Genomic DNA, 15386 nt, shown 5'->3' on the forward strand with positions numbered 1-15386 from the left:
TGATGGATAAAGAAAAAGGAGATGAAAGAGCAAGCCCTACCAAAGCAGCAGACAGACCAGCAAGCAGATGCCGCTTCTTACGATTCGGCAATGAAGCAACTGGCTGAGCTTCAGCCAAAACAAAGGCCGATATCAAAACAAAAAAGTCCCCAACTGCTACTTGCAGCTGCGGGTGGGCAACACCAGAAAACGAGGGAATTATGGAACGCTCAACAACAGCAACAACCCATGTCTAAACAAACAGCCCAACTCAGCGTTTGGGGCGGCGTAGTTACAAAGGAAAATGGAGCGGGTTGGAGGTAAATGTTCACGGCAAGCTGTTTTTATATGGTCAGCGGTTACGTGCGCTGACCTCGGTTGGCACCGTTCCAGCTGAGCTGGGGGTTGCCGGCGTTTCGTCGAGCCTTTCTCTCCACGCCTCTGTATAAAAACAATCCTTTGATCAGAAAGAATTGGAGGCGCAAAGTTAGTATGCGCGGCGGTGCATCTGCAACCCTGCTCCTATTATTGTGCAGCTCCCGGCTTATCCGCACGAAAAACCCGTCAGTCCCGAACAACTATTCAGGACTGACGGGTTGGAAGCCGACCCAACGTGGCTGGGCTTTTAGTAATTATAAGAGGCACCCAGCGACACGCTGGTTGCTTGGCCTAGGTTGCGGCCACTCACGTACTGGCTGCCGCCCAGCACCAGCCCAAAACCCTTAGCCAGTGGCTTAAACACGCTCAGTCCCAGTCGTGTATAATTCACGCGGGTCGCTGTAAAGTCGCCCGTAAAGCCGGGCTGTAGAATATCGGTACCCTGGCTGCTTGATTGCTGAAAGGAAGCCCAGCCTTCGGCATATACTTTCAGGCCCGCGTAGCCTACTTTGGCGTCGGCAATGAAGGCATTGGGCACCTGCCGGCTGCGGTAGCTATAGCCGGCTTGTCCGGTCAGAAACACGCCGGCGGGCGTTTTCAGGTGAGCTACGCCCAGGGTATTAAGCTTAGTAGCACGGTTGCCAATGGCAGTAATGTACTCCAGGCCGGTGTTCGACTGGTAGTTGCTGGCCGGCGTGCTAGCGCCCACTACACCCAGCAGATCAAGTACGCTGCCGCCTATTTCGGTCGAGAAAGCCTTGAATTTGAGCAGGCCCGCTATGTCCTGCAAGCCGCTGCGCGAGTTGGTGTAGCCCTCGTTGTTGCCCTTGCCCTCCGACTTAATATAGGGCAGGCTGATGATGGCCTCCACCTTATCGGTGATGCCATAGGTGGTGTACACGTTCAGCGACGACACCTGGATTTCGCCAAATACGGGTACGCCTTGTATTCTCTCCGGCACCAGGTATACGCTGCTGTAGCGTTCGACCGTGCCCGTAAATGCCACCGAGCCATGACCTTTTCCCGCCATAAAACCACTGACCAGACTTTGAGCCCGCAGCTGTGGGGTGAGAAAAAGCAGGCTGGTGGCTACTAAAAGAGAACGCGTGAAGTAGGAGTGCTGCATACAAAATGAAATTAGTTAAATGCAAAAACAGGATGGATTATATTTGAAAAATTAGAAAACACAACGATCTGGTAATTGTTCAAACAGGACGCGACACAATACGCATTAAGTGAGGTTTTTGGATTTCTCGTCTTAATAAATCCGATTGAGCTTTTGCTTCGTTTGTTCTGCGCCCTTACGAGACCTGCACCATCTATCTTAGTTCCATCCTTTTTTTGTAGTATATGCCCCAACACTTACACGCTTTGTTTACCGGTCTCGCGGCCACGACCCTCCTGCTCGCTGGCTGCGGCGACAAAAAATCGGATGCTGATCCGTCTATTGCCGGTGTGGCCGTAGCCAATCCGAGCTTTAGTATGCTGGAGGATGCTGCCATCCGCGGTGGCGTGGTAGGCGTACTGACCAACAAAAACCCCAACGACCCCGAAGGCAAAGGCAACTTCACTGTATTTGCCCCCCACAACGAAGCCTTCGCCCGGCTGGGCCTGCGCACCGCCACCGACCTGAACGCGCTGCAAACGCCCTTTCTAACGAGTACGCTTCAGTATCATGTAGCGAATAGCGCCCTCAGTATCAGCGCCCTACCGGCAGGCACTACCACTGCCTCGGTACTAACTATCCCGCGGCGCATCGTGCAGCGCGACGGCCAGCTGTACGTGAATGGTTCGCGCATTCTGAGCACCGATATAAAGGCCTCCAATGGTACCGTGCACGTCATCGACAAAGTGTTGCTGGCCACCGGCACCGATGTTGTGCAGTCGGCCGTGGCTTTGAGTAGCGCGAAGGTGTTTGTGAAGCCCGAGTTGACCTACCTGGTAGAGGCCGTGCTGTACTGCGACCTGGCCGCTGCCTTATCTGCTACGCCCGGCAGCCCGCCGCTTACCGTGTTTGCCCCCACCGACCAGGCCTTCCAGGACCTGCTGGCCCAGCTGCTCGGCGCGCCCTCTACCTCCCCCGCCGACATTCGCAAGCTGCCCAAGGACGTGGTAACGAAAGTGCTGCTCAACCATGTGGTGCCGGGGGGCAAATTCACCTCGGAGCTAATAGAGAATACTACTGTCACTTCAGCCGGCAACACGCCCGTTATTCTGGGTGCCTACAATGACGGCGTATTGCCCGTACGCGGCGCCGGCAACGGTACCGCCTCGGCTACTATGGTCATTCCGGACGTGCAGTGCACCAATGGGGTAGTGCACCTAATTGACCGCGTGCTGCTGCCCTAGTGGCGCCTTTGCTTTTCTTTTTTTCTCGGTGAATTCAGTGGAACAACGGCTTAATCGCCCTTGCACTGCTGGCTTCACCGGCGCTTTCCGCCCCGATTACCTCCGCGCTTTCACACGTATTGCTCACTCAGGTCGTTTCTGGCAGCCAGCCGAAGCGACTATTGCCGTCACTTTTTCATGAATAAAATGTTAGCCGGCCCTCTTGCGGGCTGGTGCTGTGCCCTTATTACTTTTCTGCCTTTGCTGGCATTTGGCCAAGCCACTCCCACCCGCCCGGCTTCGCTGGAGGGAGTTTGGAAAGGCTCGCTCACAGTTCCGGGTGGCAGTCTGCCCGCCACCATCACTATTACCGACCTGACCAACGGCACCCAGTTCGCGGTGCTCGACGTGCCGGCCCAGCGCATCAATCGGGTGGTAATGACGGTGGATCTGAAGGCCGACACCGTCCTTTTTGAAACGCGGGAGCTGGGGTGCAGCTACATCTGCGCCCGTAGCCCCGACGGCAAACAGCTACAGGGGCGCTGGAAGCAGCAGGGATACCAAACAGCGCTAACCCTGGATTTTGCCCCCCAGCCGGCTAGTCCGCCCAAAAATTTCAAGTTTCCGCCGCCTTACCGGGTTGAGGAAGTGAGCTTTACCAGTCCGCACGACAACACCCGTCTGAGCGGCACGCTCACCATTCCGCCCGGCGAAGGCCCTTTTCCGGCCGCGGTCCTGCTCTCCGATATGGGCCCCCATGACCGCGACATGACGCGGGGTGAGTATAAGATGTTCAGTTCTCTGGCCGACTACCTCACCCGCCGCGGCGTGGCCGTGCTCCGCCTCGACGACCGGGGCGTGGGCCAGTCGGGGGGCAATATGAACGCCGTCACCACCGCCGATCTGGTGAAAGACGCTCAGGCGGCGCTGGGTTTTCTGCGCACCCATTCGCTTATCGACTTCAGCAAGCTTGGACTTATTGGGCACGGCGAGGGCGGCAACGTGGCGTTGCTGGCCGCGGCCCAGGCCCTGCCGCCGGCTTTTGTTGTTTCGCTCGCGGCTTCGGGCGGGCCGGGGCGCGAGCTGCTGCTACAGCACGCGGGGGGCTTTTTGGCTGCCGGCGCGGCCGATACGGCGCAGGAAAACCTGGCGCGTCAACAGTTCAGAATGCAGCAGGAGTTAACCCAGAAAACCAGTGAGCTGCGCGCGAAAGGGGCCAACGCAGCCCAGATTGAAACTTACATAACCCAGCAGGAGGCGCGCCAGCGGGCAGCGATTAAGAAGCATCAGGAAGGTGTTGTAAAACAGCAAAAAACCCTGTTGGAAGTAATTCGGCAAACGCCCGACACCGCTCAGGCTCAGGCCATGCTGGCGAACATGATTCGGCAGCTCAACCGCAACCTGCCGCCCGAGGCCGCGCAGGCCCAGGCGGCCCAAATGACGTCGGCTTGGTACCGGCACTATCTCGACTTCAACCCGCAGCCGGAGCTAAGCAAAGTGGCAACGGCTGTTTTGCTCCTGCACGGCACCGACGATACTCAGGTAAACATATCAAACTTGACGATGCTGGAAAAAGGTCTGAAAAGCAACAAGCGCGTGCAGACAGCCCGTTTTGAAGGGGTTAATCACTTATTTCAGGCGCCCATAACGGAGTGGCCAATAATCAGCGGTGAGCCCATGCCGGTAGTCGCCCCCGCCGTGCAGCAACGGGTGCTGGCTTTTATCCGCCAGACCTTCCTCGATCAGCACTAAGCCCAGCACCGACCAGCAACAGCACTGCCCGCGCCTTCCTTGTCCTACCGCCTGCCTCAGCTAGCTATTCGTCAGCTGACGCAGGCGGTAGCAGTTCATGGCCGTTTCGCCGAGCTGCTCCAGGAGGCGGTAGTTGGCCACCGCCCCCACCGCCGCCCCAATTATGGGCACCAGCTGAGCCAGCTTCGCCAAGTCGATGTAGTCGCGGTACTCCTGCTGAAAGGTGCGCCAGTCGAACTCGTTTACGTCGGTGGGCAGCGTGTGGCGGTAGGTGTCCCAGTCGGCGAGGCGGCGGTACACTTCGTTGCGGGTGTGCTGACTGGAAAAAGCCAGCTGGAAAATGTGCAGCAGATAAAGCCGCTCAGTGTAATCGCGCACGTCGTGGCCGTAGAGGGCAGCTACGTCGAAGAGCAGCTTGAGCTTGAGACTCAGTAGCAGCGGAAAGTCGGCCAGACCCAGCAAAAAGCCCCCCGCACCCGTCACGGCGCCCTCGGCCGAAGCGGTGTTGCGGTAGTAGCGAATGCGGGTGCGCACCGCCGTTTCCCGCTCTGCCCACGGCGCTTCCAGCAGCGGCTGGCGCGTGGTGTGCATCGACCCAAACAATACCCCGCGCACCATCTGCCGAATGGCGGTGGTAATGGCCTCATGCACCCGCTCGGGCAGCAGCGCGTTCAGCCGAATCTGCACCCGCCGCGTGAAGCGGTTCAGCAGCGTCGGCGACTTCTGCATCCGCTGTTGCCAGGCGTGGAGCTCGGTGAGGGCTTGTTGGTCAGGAGGTGTCATAGAGTAGTTACAGATCGCCTACCAATAGTACTGGTACTTCGGCTATGCCCTTCAGTTTCTTGTCATTGGTTAAGAATCCATCGCAGCCGGCGTGCATAGCAGCAGCTATCTGAAGCGCATCTATACTTTTAAGGAACGAATATTTCGCCCGAAGCTTGGAGGCTAGCGCAGCCACAGCTAATGATATTTCCAGCACCTGAATATCTAAGTCGCGTAACAGCAGATCAAAATCCAGAATCACATCCGGCCGACCTATCTGCTCAGGCTTTACACAGAACTCGGTGTAAGTAAGCACGCTGGTAATCAATGCAGTACCGCCAGTTACCACCTGTGCCAGGTAGGTCGCTACGGGCTGGTAAAAGTGAGGATTATTTTCGACTAGATAAATAAAAGGAGCCGTGTCGATGAACAGCTTAGCCACGGTCGTCGGCCCGCAAATGATTCACATATTCCTGTGCATCGGCGGTCCACACATGCTGGCCTTTACCCCGATGCCGGGCTAGTGCGTCCGTCACCCGGCTGCTCCGACGTTTCAGAAGCTCCTTATATACCAGGTCCAGCTCGGCGGGTGTAAGTGAGTCAATTTCCTGTAAAATTGTGTCGGTACGGCTCATAGCTTATTTAAGAAAGTTAATGAATATACAAACACTTTATCAAGACTGGTTCACTCCTAATTTATGGAATCAGAGCCGCCCGTCATAGCAGGCAGCACTGCATCAAACAGATACTTCTGGCCGCGTTGCGTCATAAATCAGTTTCTTGGTGCGCTCAATTTCTGCTTTTAAATAAGGGGTTTTCAAAGAGTTAATGGTCAGCAAATCCACTTTGCGCTGAAACAGATTTTCCAACTCATTCCACAGTCCTAACAATGCTTCGCCTTGCTCCGTGGGTGGTGCGTCTGCCATTATTACTAACGCATCAACGTCACTGCTTTCAGGGTTGAAAGCGCCTGTTATTGCCGAGCCGAACAGATAAAACTGCTGCACGCCGTAGCGGCGGCAGAGGTTAGCGAGCTGCTGATGCGGAATGGGCAGGGCCATAGAAGGGAGTGATTTACTGACTTGTAGAATGCCTTTAAAAGCAATTTGCTATGAAAACAATGTCTTTACCTTATCTGTCAACTCAACATTCACTTCGGCGTTCGTATTCCCAAGTACACTCCGCCAAAAAGCATTATGGCTTTGACTTAATTGAGTAACCTGAAAAAGCTCCTCCCCTTCTAACTCCTTAGGATAAAGAATTCTTGTTGCCCAAGTTGTTGAAGCAGCAAGACTAGGTGTTATTTCCTGTTTCAAACCTTGACTGATTTGGTATCTAAAATGCTCATCAATGGCTTCAATTGGCACTTCTCTCCATTCATGAGATGTGTCCGCAAAAACCACGAACCAATCATCATTTAATGGGCCTGCTACAGTTGTGAACTCGCCTATTACCTTCAGTTTATCAATGTCTAGAGTCCACAAAGTCTTTCCTGATTGCTCACATACTATGCTGTTGTTCTCGATTGATAGTGTCATTCATCAAACTACTTAAAATCAGATATAACTGCTTTTACTTCAACTTATAAATCTGCTCAATAATCTCCACCACCTTCACCCCTTCCCGCGCATTCGTTTCAACTAAGCCGCCGCTCCTAACGGCGGCAACGATTTCTTCTACCACCTGTACATGATTGGCCGCGCTGCCCTGGTAGAAGCCATAGTGGTTCGCGGGATTAGTGGGTAGCAGCGGCGGGCACTCGTAGCCCTGGATGTGGCAGTGCTCTACTTTATCCATGTATTGCCCACCGATGCGCAGGCTGCCACGCGCTCCGATGACGGTGAGGCTACTTTCGAGGTTGCGGTCCCAGACGGCGGTGCTGTAGTGCAGGGTGCCGATGCCGCCGCGCACGAGGTCGAACGTGACGAGGCCGCTATCTTCGAAATCGGTGAGGTGCTGGTGGTTGAAATCATGGAAGCGGGCTTGCAGGTTGGTGACGTCGCCGAAAACCCAGTAGAGCAAGTCGATGAAATGGCTGAACTGGGTGAAAAGCGTGCCGCCGTCCTGAGCGCGGGTGCCGTGCCAGCTGCCGGGGCGGTAGTAGCGGGCGTCGCGGTTCCAGAAGCAATTTATCTGGACCATAAAAATGCCCCCCAGTCGGTTTTCCTCCATCACCTGCTTCAGCCAGACGGCCGGCGGCGAGTAGCGGTTCTGCATTACCCCAAACACCAGCCGACTGGCCTGCGCAGCCGTAGCCAGAATCTGCTCGGCATCCGCAGTGCACAGGGCCAGGGGCTTTTCGACCAGCACATGCAGTCCGTGGCGCAGACCGGCAATGGCCTGGGATGCGTGCAGGTAGTTGGGCGTAGCCACCGTAAGCACATCAGCGGCGGGGCCTTGGGCGAAGTATTCTTCGAGAGAAGGGAAAAAAGGCACGTCCATAAATTCGGCAGCCAGCTCCGGCCCCAGCTCTGTCCGCGTATCAATTAAGGCGGCCAACTGGGCACCCGGCTGGCGCTCTACCAACGCGGCATGACGTCGGCCGATATGCCCCACACCACAAATAGCAAAGCGAACCTCAGGCTGTTTGGTACCCAAGGGTAACGGTATACTCATTTAGTAGAGCGAGTTGAAGCGAAAAACGCCTTGATAGTAGAAATAATATAATGGACTTGGGCCTCACTCAGCAGCGGATGAATGGGCAACGACAGCACCGTACGACACAGTTGCTCGGCTATCGGAAACTGACCCGCCGGGTAGCCAAGGCAGGCATAAGCAGGCTGCAAATGCACGGGCACTGGATAATATACCATGCTCGGAACGCCACGCGCCCGCAGATACTCCTGGAGCTGGTCGCGCTGGGGGGCATTTTCCATAACTAAAGTGTACTGATGAAACACATGACTACTCTTAGAGTCGCGAAATGGAACGCGCAGGCCGGAAATGCCCCCCAGAGCTACATCGTAGTAGTGGGCGGTGCGCTGGCGGGCGACAGTCCAGGCCGGTAGATGGGGCAGCTTCACGCGGAGCAGGGCTGCTTGCAGAGTATCGAGGCGCGAGTTGAGGCCGATGTGCTGGTGATGGTACTTGCGGGTTTGGCCGTGGTTGGCAAGCTGGCACAGGTAGGTAGCCCGCGCGGCATCATAAGTAAAAAGGGCACCCCCATCGCCGAGAGCACCAAGATTTTTGGCTGGGAAAAAGGACGTGGTGCCCACCTCTCCTACTGTGCCGGCATGGGCTTGCTGGCCATTCGCAAACCGATACGTAGCGCCGATAGCCTGGGCGTTATCCTCAATCAACGGAACGGTATGCTTGGTTGCAATCTGTTTTAATGCTTCCAGATCAGCGCATTGACCAAACAAATGGACCGCTAGTATTGCTCCCGTGCGCGGTGTGATGGCCGCTTCCACCGCCGCCGGATCGAGGCAGAAAGTGGTAGGCAACACATCTACGAACACCGGACGTAAGCCCAGTATGGCCGCGGCTTCGGCAGTAGCTACGTAGGTAAACGCGGGCAGAATAATTTCGGCGCTGGGGGGCAAATTCAAACTCATTAGCGCCAGTTGGAGCGCGTCGGTGCCATTGGCGCAGGGAATGACGTGGGTGCTACCGACGTAGGTGCCTAGCTCCTGGGCAAACGCCGCCACGTCTGGTCCGTTGATAAACTCCGCCTTCTGGAGCACGGCGCGCAGGGCGTCGTCGAGGGCGGGCTGAAGAGTGGCGTGCTGAGCCGCCAAATCCAGCATGCGAATGGGGGCAGGCGGCGCAAGAGTGGTGGGCAACGGGCAGGCGAATGAAGTGGGGGCGCTAGGCACCAAATATAGGTCAACGCCCCAACTAACCACTCACGGGGGGCGCAACCCCTACCCGTGTGCTTGCGTTTAGCTAAGCTGGGGTCAGCCCTCCACACTGATTATTCCACATTAGAATTAACTCCCTACTGCCATGTTTAAGAAAAGAATAACCATGCATACCCTGGCCCTCCTGCTGATGGCCGGTGGTATCACTTTCTCGCAAGCCAGCTGTACGCGCTCCGACCGGGCCGAGGTATCGCAGGAAAGCGACCAGGCCTACAACGACTTCAAGAATTTCGTCTCCGAATCAGAAGCTAAAGCCCAGGCGGCCGGCAACCAGGTTGAAGCTGATTACGAGCGTGAAACCACGCAGATGAAGGCCGACTATGATGCCAAGGTGGCGGCCGTAGACCAGTATGCCGACCAGTACGATGAGCCGCGGCGCCAGGAAATCGAGCAGCTTAGGACCCGCTACACCACCGCCTACGACCAGCGCGACCAGGCGTGGCGCAACAAAACCAATACTGCCGCTACTACTACCGGGGGCACCGACGCTACCACGGGCGTGAACAGTGGCGCCAGCACCATGAAAGTGGGCAAGTATTATAAGCCCACTAGCCCGGCTGCTCAACTGACTGCCGCCAACGCCCGTCAGACGTACGAGAACTTCACGCAGATGATCAAGCAGAACGAGGACCGCTACGACATCGACGATTGGCGCAACATCAATGCCGAGTGGCGGGCCCTGGACGAAGCCTACGATGCCGTAAAAGGCGACATTAGCGTCAAGGATCTGGCCGAAATTCAGAAGGAAAAGCTAAAGTACGCCGCCTTCAAGTCGTATGACAAAACCGAAGCCCGCGTAGCACAAGGCTCCGACGCCGTGAGTAGCGAGGTTAAGGAAGTGAAAGAGGAAACCGCCGATGAGCGCAGCAAAGTAGGCCAGGCCATCAGCAACACCGCCTCCGATGTAAAAGAGACCGGTAAAGATGTTGGTAAGGGTGCCGCCAAAGTGGGCAAGAAAGTAGGCAGCGCCGTGAAAGGCGCCTATAAAGAAGTGAAGTCGGAAGTGAAAAACACGGACAACGACTAAGTAACACTTTTCAGTTTCAACCTAAAAAAGCCCCCAGATACCTTCTGGGGGCTTTTTCTGTGGTCAATCAGCGGGTTTATTGCTTTAATGCTCGCAACGCCCAGAGCAGCTTCAGTATATCCAAGGCGCGCAGATGTGGCTGCGGCCCAAGTAAGTGGTGCCGAAGCCGAAGCTCGGCTTGTTGTAGCAGTGGGCTTATTACCGCAGCTAAGCCGTAACGACGTAGGCGTAATGCTGTTTGCAGCAATTTGGTATCGGCGCCTAAGCCCTCCGTGCGGTACAGATGCACCAGGTTCTGCACGGCTTCATGGCTTTTCTGCAAAAACAAAGCGGCTGGCTCCAATCCGTCGTGTACTACTGGGTTGTCGAGGTGCTTGATTTGGACGCCCACTTGGCGCAACTGCCAACCCAGCTTAGTGTCTTCGTGGCCGTAGAGAATTAGCTGTTCATCAAGCCCGAAACGGCGAAACAGGTCTGCCTGCACCAGCATATTATTGAGCGTGAACTGGTTGTAAGGATTGTCCTGCCGCACAACAGCCGGTTGGGCTTCGCGTAGCCTTCCATACTGCCAGCGCAGATGAAGCTCAGTCCTGTTGGGCATTGCAGGCTCGTAAGCAGTGCCCCCAACAAGTACCGGAGCCAGAGAACAGGCGGCAGCGTAACGAGCCAGAAAACAGGAATCGGGCAGCAGACTATCATTATCAAGCAGCAAGAGCCACGGCTGACGGGCGCTGGCGGCTAAGCGGTTGCGCACGGCGGCACGCCCTACATTATGCGGCAGCTCCTGATAAGTTACCTGGGGCCAAGTAGCCACCGTTCGGTTGAGCAGCCGGTGGCGCTCCTCCGAGCCGTCGTCCAGACACATAATCTCGACGGGGCCGCCCCAATCTGCCGCTTGCTCCGCCAGAGATTGTACCAGCTTGGTGACGTCGCGGTTATAAACAGGAATCAGAATGGACAGACCAAGCACCCGCGTTGCTTAATTAACAATTAGCAAATTGGGCCGCTGTTCCTTATTCATTGTCACAAGCGTTATTCCGTCAGCTTGAATGAGACTTGCGCTGAATCAATCAGCTGGCCATTTTCGCACTTCAGCACCCGCTTCGGGTGCTGACGGATGATCTGGTAGTTGTGCGTAGCCATCAGCACGGCCGTGCCAGCATTGTTAATTTCCACGAACAAGCGCATGATATCGGCGGCTACTTCGGGGTCGAGGTTGCCGGTGGGCTCGTCGGCCAGCAGTAGCAAAGGCTCATTGAGCAAAGCGCGGGCAATAACTATCCGCTGCTGCTCTCCACCCGAAAGCTGGTGGGGCATTTTACTGGCAGAGTTGGCTAAGCCCACCCGCATCAGCACTTCCGACAAGCGATTCTGAATGCGGGCCTTGCCGCTCCAACCCGTTGCTTTTAGCACAAAAATCAAGTTTTCGGCCACGGTGCGGTCGAAAAGCAGCTGAAAATCCTGGAAGATGATACCCAGCTTCCGACGCAGATAAGGCACCTTGCCGGAGCTGAGCTTCTGCAACGGGAAGCCGGCCACGGTACCCACGCCCCCACCCAGCGGCAGATCGGCGTACAGGGTTTTGAGCAAAGAGCTTTTGCCCGACCCCGTGCGACCGACCAGGTAAGCAAACTCGCCTTTTTCGAGGGTAAAAGTGATTTTTTGCAGTACCGTATTCACGTCCTGCATAATGTAGGCATCGTGGAGCTCAACAACGGGTACGGCGGAATCTGACATGGTTACTATAACGCGAAATGATACTGAGGTGATTGCCACGCCGGGCAGCTCAGCGAATACGAAGGCTGGGGGGCTTTTTTAACCCCAAAGCTCAAACATCCAGCTTTTGCAGCTTCCCAAATTCCAGGCCCGCAATCACCCCGGCCAGGGCATCTTCCTTACCTTCCAAACCGTAGCGGTGCAGGTCTTTCAACGGCCGGTCGGCGCGGAAGTAAGCAATGAGCACAAATTCTTCGTCGCGGAGCTGAATGTAGTCCGGGATTTTTGCCTTGCCTTTTACTTTGATGATGTACACGACGCTGCGCTTAATGAAGAATTAGAAATGAAGAACTGACATTGGGCTTAATCAAGGATGAGACAATCAGGAATTCCTCATTAAGCGCAATGTTAGCCGTTCACCTTCTTATGATCAGCCAGAAACTGCGCCAGGCCTTTGTCGGTGAGCGGGTGGTTGAGCAAGCCAGTAATAACATTGAGCGGACAGGTCACCACATCAGCCCCGATTTCAGCGCACTGAATCAGGTGTGGCACGTGGCGCACCGACGCGGCCAATACCTGGGTTGGATAGCCGTAGTTACTGAAAATATCCACAATCTGCTGCACGAGCACCAGCCCGTCGTGCCCGATATCATCTAAGCGCCCCACGAAGGGCGACACGTAGGTAGCCCCGGCTTTGGCGGCCAGCAGTGCTTGCCCGGCCGAGAAAATCAGGGTGCAATTGGTCTTGATACCTTTTTCGGAAAAGTGCTTGATGGCTTTCACCCCGTCGCGGGTCATGGGCACTTTCACCACAATGTTAGGGTGTAGCTCGGCAAACATCTCGCCCTCGCGCACCATATCCTCGAAGGTGATACCAATAACTTCGGCCGACACATCGCCATCTACCATCTCGCAGATCTGCCGATAGTGGGCCATAATGTTGTCCATGCCTTTAATGCCCTCTTTGGCCATTAATGACGGATTGGTAGTTACTCCGTCCAGTACCCCGAGTTCTACGGCTTCCTGAATTTCGCGAAGGTTTGCGGTATCGATGAAGAATTTCATGCGGCAGGTTATAACAAAAGAATGCCCCAAAGCTACCCATTTGCCGGCAAACGCGGCACTGGGTTTCGTTGGGGCATGGGCAAAAAAGCGAGCCAAAATCGCACCGCTCAACCGCCTACCCTTGCTACCTTCCGGTCCTGGGGGAGTTCAGCAGGAGCTGGTCGTTCTGACTCGCCGTTGCAAAGATAGTCTACAGAGGCCGCAGATTAAGCTGATAGTCCTGATTATTTTCTCATTCCAGCGCCTACCATCAGACTATCAATTAGTTCGGGCATCAGCTTATTTGCAGTTGAAGGCCCAAAACGCAGCCTTCTACCCAAGCGGTTAAGGTTTGCGGTATTCCTTTACTGCTGTTTTCGCGCGCTTTTTGCGATCTTTCTCGTACTTGTCTATCTGCTCCAGCCGAATCACCAGTGGCTTGGAATTAACGATGGGCAGCTCTACGCCTTTATAGCCTGCATAGCTCACGCGCAGCACCGGCGATTCCGCCGTGGAGCGGAGCACGTAACCCCCCACCGAGTTCGTTATACCTGCCTTGTTGGGTTCAGTTACCACGCTCACCGTCGCACCAGCCAAGGGTTGGTCGCGCACGCCCAGTATCGTACCTGTCAGCACCCTAGGACCAGATACTACTGTGGCAGAATCACTTATCGTTGAAATGGGTACAGTTGGGGGGTAGCTTTGGAGGCAGCTGCCTGGCCCGTCGCAGCAAAGGGAAGCAGCGAAAACAACGCGAAAATTGCCAGGCGGGTAAAGTGCTTCATGCGATGACTAAGGAAAGATGAAAACAAGAATGGATAGCCTCACTTACAACGAACTCTGATAATAGTTTAAAAGCTATGTCTAGAATGTACTCGCAGCAGCTATGCTAGCAATAGTTTATCCAAAGACTCTATGCACAAACTATATATTGCGCGTAGCGGCGCCTAAGAGTGGAGGCGGCAGTAATTTTTGAGTTGACTGTGGCCTCCTTACCTTTGCCCATGCCCCAACAGATTCTGATTCTTGATTTCGGCTCCCAGTACACCCAGCTCATTGCCCGACGCATTCGCGAGCTGAACGTCTACTGCGAGATTCATCCCTTCACGCACGCCCCGGCCCTCACTGAGGATATCCGGGGCGTGGTGCTTTCCGGCTCACCGTGTTCCGTGCGCGATCCTGAAGCGCCCAACCCCAATTTGGGCCAGTACCTCGGCCGCGTGCCGGTGCTGGGCGTATGCTACGGCGCACAGCTGCTGGCTCAGCAGGGCGGCGGCGAAGTGCTGCCCGCCACCATTCGCGAGTACGGGCGCGCCCGCCTTCATCATATTGAGCAGAGCAGCCCGCTCATGCGCGAGCTAAGCCTCAACTCGCAGGTCTGGATGTCGCACGGCGATACTATCAAAAATTTGCCCCCTGGTTACGAGATTATTGCCAGCACGCGCGAGGTGGATGTAGCCGCGTATCATATTACGGGCCAGGAAACCTATGGTATTCAGTTTCACCCCGAGGTAACCCATTCTACTGAGGGCAAAACGCTGATGCGCAACTTCGTGGTGGATATCTGCGGCTGCGACCAAAGCTGGACGCCCGAACACTTCGTGGACAGCATGGTAACGGCTCTGCAGCGCACCATCGGCGAAACCGACCAGGTGATTCTGGGCTTATCCGGCGGCGTCGATTCCAGCGTGGCGGCCTTGCTGCTGCACCAGGCCATTGGGCCGCGTTTGCACGGTATTTTCGTGGACAACGGGCTGTTGCGCAAAGACGAATACGAAGGCGTATTGCAGGCCTATGAAGTGCTGGGCCTGAACGTGCGCGGTGTAGATGCTTCGCAGGAGTTCTATTCGGCGCTGGCCGGACTCTCCGACCCGGAGCTCAAGCGCAAAGCCATTGGGCGCACCTTTATAGAGGTATTTGAGCGCGAAGCCAAAAAGGTGGAAGGCGCTACGTGGCTGGCCCAGGGCACTATCTATCCTGATGTGATTGAGTCGGTATCGGTGAAAGGGCCGGCCGTGACCATCAAGAGCCACCACAACGTGGGCGGTTTGCCGGAGCTGATGAACCTGAAAGTAGTGGAGCCGCTGCGGATGCTGTTCAAGGATGAGGTGCGCGAGGTGGGCGCGGCCCTGAATTTGCCCCCCAACATCCTCAATCGTCACCCCTTCCCCGGCCCTGGCCTCGCCATCCGTATCCTCGGCGACATCACGCCTCTGAAGGTGCAGCTTTTGCAGAAAGCCGACGCTATTTTCATCGATTCACTGCGCGAATACGGCCTCTACGACCAGATTTGGCAAGCCGGCGTGATGCTTCTACCGATTCAAAGCGTGGGCGTAATGGGTGATGAGCGCACCTACGAGCAGGTTGTAGCCCTGCGCGCCGTGACCAGCGTCGACGGCATGACGGCTGACTGGGCCCACCTCCCCTACGACTTCCTGGCTCACGTATCCAACAAAATCATCAACCAGGTACGCGGCATTAATCGCGTGGTGTACGATATTAGCTCGAAGCCACCAGCGACGATTGAGTGGGAGTAGATA

18 protein-coding genes, 1 other RNA gene and 1 riboswitch are annotated in these 15386 nt (G+C 55.7%); of the genes, 5 read left to right on the forward strand and 14 right to left on the reverse strand.

From position 1 onward, the window contains the following. The first annotated feature begins 21 nt into the window (after positions 1–21). Complete coding sequence (locus MKZ35_RS22475) at positions 22–303, forward strand: hypothetical protein (RefSeq protein ID WP_482515448.1); 282 nt, start codon at positions 22–24, stop codon at positions 301–303. Between the two features lie 17 nt (positions 304–320). Continuing rightward, positions 321–431, reverse strand: a riboswitch (SAM riboswitch). 173 nt (positions 432–604) lie between these two features. Here the strand turns inward: MKZ35_RS22475 and MKZ35_RS22480 are convergent. Further along, entirely contained in the window at positions 605–1483 is an 879-nt protein-coding gene (locus MKZ35_RS22480) for a hypothetical protein (RefSeq protein ID WP_482515449.1), read from the reverse strand. Between the two features lie 224 nt (positions 1484–1707). Between MKZ35_RS22480 and MKZ35_RS22485 the strand changes: the two genes are divergently transcribed. Both MKZ35_RS22485 and MKZ35_RS22490 read left to right on the forward strand, forming a co-directional pair. Then, positions 1708–2706: a fasciclin domain-containing protein gene (locus tag MKZ35_RS22485; RefSeq protein WP_482515450.1), complete on the forward strand. Its 999-nt coding sequence runs from the start codon at positions 1708–1710 to the stop codon at positions 2704–2706. A 177-nt stretch (positions 2707–2883) separates the two neighbouring features. Then, positions 2884–4437 carry an alpha/beta hydrolase family protein gene (locus MKZ35_RS22490; RefSeq protein ID WP_482515451.1) on the forward strand — a complete coding sequence of 518 codons (1554 nt, stop codon included), beginning with the start codon at positions 2884–2886 and terminating at the stop codon, positions 4435–4437. 60 nt (positions 4438–4497) lie between these two features. Here the strand turns inward: MKZ35_RS22490 and MKZ35_RS22495 are convergent, their stop codons facing one another. From MKZ35_RS22495 to MKZ35_RS22525, 7 genes are all read right to left on the reverse strand, one after another. Next, entirely contained in the window at positions 4498–5220 is a 723-nt protein-coding gene (locus MKZ35_RS22495; protein WP_482515452.1) for an EcsC family protein, read from the reverse strand. Between the two features lie 7 nt (positions 5221–5227). Further along, on the reverse strand, positions 5228–5641 hold the full coding sequence (locus MKZ35_RS22500) for a type II toxin-antitoxin system VapC family toxin (protein WP_482515453.1): 414 nt from the start codon (positions 5639–5641) through the stop codon (positions 5228–5230). Continuing rightward, entirely contained in the window at positions 5634–5834 is a 201-nt protein-coding gene (locus MKZ35_RS22505) for a hypothetical protein (RefSeq protein ID WP_482515454.1), read from the reverse strand. The genes MKZ35_RS22500 and MKZ35_RS22505 overlap by 8 nt, the downstream gene beginning before the upstream one ends. Before the next feature lie 102 nt (positions 5835–5936). Beyond that, entirely contained in the window at positions 5937–6260 is a 324-nt protein-coding gene (locus MKZ35_RS22510) for a nucleotidyltransferase family protein (RefSeq protein ID WP_482515455.1), read from the reverse strand. A 48-nt stretch (positions 6261–6308) separates the two neighbouring features. Next, on the reverse strand, positions 6309–6737 hold the full coding sequence (locus tag MKZ35_RS22515) for a hypothetical protein (protein WP_482515456.1): 429 nt from the start codon (positions 6735–6737) through the stop codon (positions 6309–6311). A 34-nt stretch (positions 6738–6771) separates the two neighbouring features. After that, complete coding sequence (locus tag MKZ35_RS22520) at positions 6772–7797, reverse strand: Gfo/Idh/MocA family protein (RefSeq protein ID WP_482515457.1); 1026 nt, start codon at positions 7795–7797, stop codon at positions 6772–6774. Positions 7798–7811: 14 nt separating this feature from the next. Next, positions 7812–8981, reverse strand: coding sequence for a DegT/DnrJ/EryC1/StrS family aminotransferase (locus tag MKZ35_RS22525; protein WP_482515458.1), 1170 nt, complete (start codon positions 8979–8981; stop codon positions 7812–7814). Positions 8982–9165: 184 nt separating this feature from the next. Between MKZ35_RS22525 and MKZ35_RS22530 the strand changes: the two genes are divergently transcribed. Further along, entirely contained in the window at positions 9166–10086 is a 921-nt protein-coding gene (locus MKZ35_RS22530) for a hypothetical protein (protein ID WP_482515459.1), read from the forward strand. Between the two features lie 76 nt (positions 10087–10162). Here the strand turns inward: MKZ35_RS22530 and MKZ35_RS22535 are convergent, their stop codons facing one another. The 6 genes from MKZ35_RS22535 to MKZ35_RS22560 form a co-directional block, all read right to left on the reverse strand. After that, positions 10163–11056, reverse strand: coding sequence for a glycosyltransferase (locus MKZ35_RS22535; RefSeq protein ID WP_482515460.1), 894 nt, complete (start codon positions 11054–11056; stop codon positions 10163–10165). Positions 11057–11118: 62 nt separating this feature from the next. Further along, the gene (locus MKZ35_RS22540; RefSeq protein WP_482515461.1) at positions 11119–11823 is read right to left on the reverse strand and encodes a cell division ATP-binding protein FtsE; all 705 of its coding nucleotides are present in this window, start codon (positions 11821–11823) and stop codon (positions 11119–11121) included. 91 nt (positions 11824–11914) lie between these two features. Further along, on the reverse strand, positions 11915–12118 hold the full coding sequence (locus tag MKZ35_RS22545) for a fructose-6-phosphate aldolase (RefSeq protein ID WP_482515462.1): 204 nt from the start codon (positions 12116–12118) through the stop codon (positions 11915–11917). Between the two features lie 92 nt (positions 12119–12210). Further along, positions 12211–12867 (reverse strand): fructose-6-phosphate aldolase, encoded by a 657-nt coding sequence (fsa, locus tag MKZ35_RS22550; protein WP_187311237.1) that lies wholly within the window; start codon positions 12865–12867, stop codon positions 12211–12213. An 81-nt stretch (positions 12868–12948) separates the two neighbouring features. After that, an RNA gene (gene ffs / locus MKZ35_RS22555) (signal recognition particle sRNA small type) lies at positions 12949–13045 on the reverse strand. A 146-nt stretch (positions 13046–13191) separates the two neighbouring features. Continuing rightward, positions 13192–13482 (reverse strand): carboxypeptidase-like regulatory domain-containing protein, encoded by a 291-nt coding sequence (locus tag MKZ35_RS22560; RefSeq protein ID WP_482515463.1) that lies wholly within the window; start codon positions 13480–13482, stop codon positions 13192–13194. A 368-nt stretch (positions 13483–13850) separates the two neighbouring features. On the opposite strand from MKZ35_RS22560, the gene guaA reads away from it, so the two are divergent. Then, positions 13851–15383, forward strand: coding sequence for a glutamine-hydrolyzing GMP synthase (guaA, locus tag MKZ35_RS22565; protein ID WP_482515464.1), 1533 nt, complete (start codon positions 13851–13853; stop codon positions 15381–15383). Positions 15384–15386: the final 3 nt, after the last annotated feature.

It is taken from the genome of Hymenobacter sp. R533113, assembly GCF_056835965.1.